The organism is Rhodococcus tibetensis (assembly GCF_024438035.1).
Classification (GTDB): Bacteria; Actinomycetota; Actinomycetes; order Mycobacteriales; family Mycobacteriaceae; genus Rhodococcus_F; species Rhodococcus_F tibetensis.
Genome location: NZ_JANFQF010000051.1, coordinates 1 through 1,593, shown reverse-complemented (window position 1 = coordinate 1,593; position 1,593 = coordinate 1). Strand labels below are relative to the sequence as shown.

Annotated in this window: 1 protein-coding gene; it reads right to left on the bottom strand. The window is 66.4% G+C overall.

Features of this window, described 5'->3' with window-relative positions; genetic code table 11:
• On the bottom strand, positions 1-1,593 hold a 1,593-nt coding region (locus NOF53_RS27395; RefSeq protein WP_255974800.1), incomplete at both ends, for an acyl-CoA carboxylase subunit beta.

Here is a 1,593-nt window from a genome sequence, read left to right as displayed (position 1 = left end):
GGGATGTTCCCATGCTTCTTGGGCGGGAGGGTGACCATTTTGCGTTCGAGGAGGCGCAGGGCGGCCACGATCTGTCCGCGGGTGTGGGAGGGGGGGATGACGGCGTCGACGTAGCCGCGTTCGGCGGCGACGTACGGGTTGACGAGGGTGTCTTCGTATTCCTGTTGCAGTTGCAGGCGCAGGGCGTCGACGTCGTCACCGTTCTTGGTGGCTTCGAGCAGTTGCTTGCGGTAGACGAACCCGACGGCGCCGGAGGCGCCCATGACGGCGATCTGGGCGGTGGGCCAGGCGAGGTTGACGTCGGCGCCCATGTGTTTGGAGCCCATCACGTCGTAGGCGCCGCCGTAGGCTTTGCGGGTGATGACGGTGATCTTCCCGACGGTGGCCTCACCGTAGGCGTAGAGCAGTTTCGCGCCGCGGCGGATGATGCCGTTGAACTCTTGGTCGGTGCCGGGCAGGAAGCCCGGGACGTCGACGAGGGTGATGATGGGGACGTTGAACGCGTCGCAGGTGCGCACGAAGCGGGCGGCTTTTTCGGAGGCGTCGATGTCGAGGCAGCCGGCGAAGACGGTGGGCTGGTTCGCGACGATGCCGACGGAGCGGCCGTCGACGCGGCCGAAGCCGACGATGATGTTGCCGGCGCGTTCGGCCTGGACTTCGAGGAATTCGTCGTCGTCGAGGATGCGGCGGATGACCTCGTGCATGTCGTAGGGTTGGTTCGCCGAGTCCGGGATGAGGGTGTCGAGTTCGAGGTCCTCGGCGGTGAGCGAGTCTTCGATCGATCCGGTGATCGGGTCGGTGGGCAGCATTCGGGGGGCCGCGGCCTGGTTGTTCGACGGCAGGTAGGACAGCAGGTCCTTGACGTAGTCGAGGGCGTCTTGTTCGCCGGAGGCGACGTAGTGGGCGACGCCGGATTTGACCATGTGGGTGTGCGCGCCGCCCAGATCTTCCATGGTGACGTCTTCGCCGGTGACGGTTTTGATGACGTCGGGGCCGGTGACGAACATCTGCGAGGTCTGGTCGACCATGACGACGAAGTCGGTCAGGGCGGGGGAGTAGACGTGGCCGCCGGCGGCGGGGCCCATGATCAGGGAGATCTGCGGGATGACGCCGGAGGCTTGGACGTTGCGGTGGAAGATTTCGCCGTACAACCCGAGGGAGACGACGCCTTCCTGGATGCGGGCGCCGGCGCCTTCGTTGATGCCGATCAGGGGGCGCCCGGTTTTGAGGGCGAGGTCCATGACCTTGACGATCTTTTCGCCGTAGATTTCGCCCAACGAGCCACCGAAGACGGTGGCGTCCTGGGAGAACACGCACACGTCGCGGCCGTCGACGGTGCCGTAGCCGGTGACGACGCCGTCGCCGACGGGGCGGTTGTCGGCGAGGCCGAAGTTCACGCTGCGGTGGCGGGCGAGGGCGTCGAGTTCGACGAAGCTGCCCTCGTCCAACAACGCGGTGATGCGTTCGCGGGCGGTGAGCTTGCCCTTGGCGTGGACCTTGTCGACCGCTGCTTCACCGCTGGGGTGCTGCGCCTCGGCCTGACGATTACGCAGGTCGGCGAGCTTTCCCGCGGTCGTGTGAATATCGGGCGTG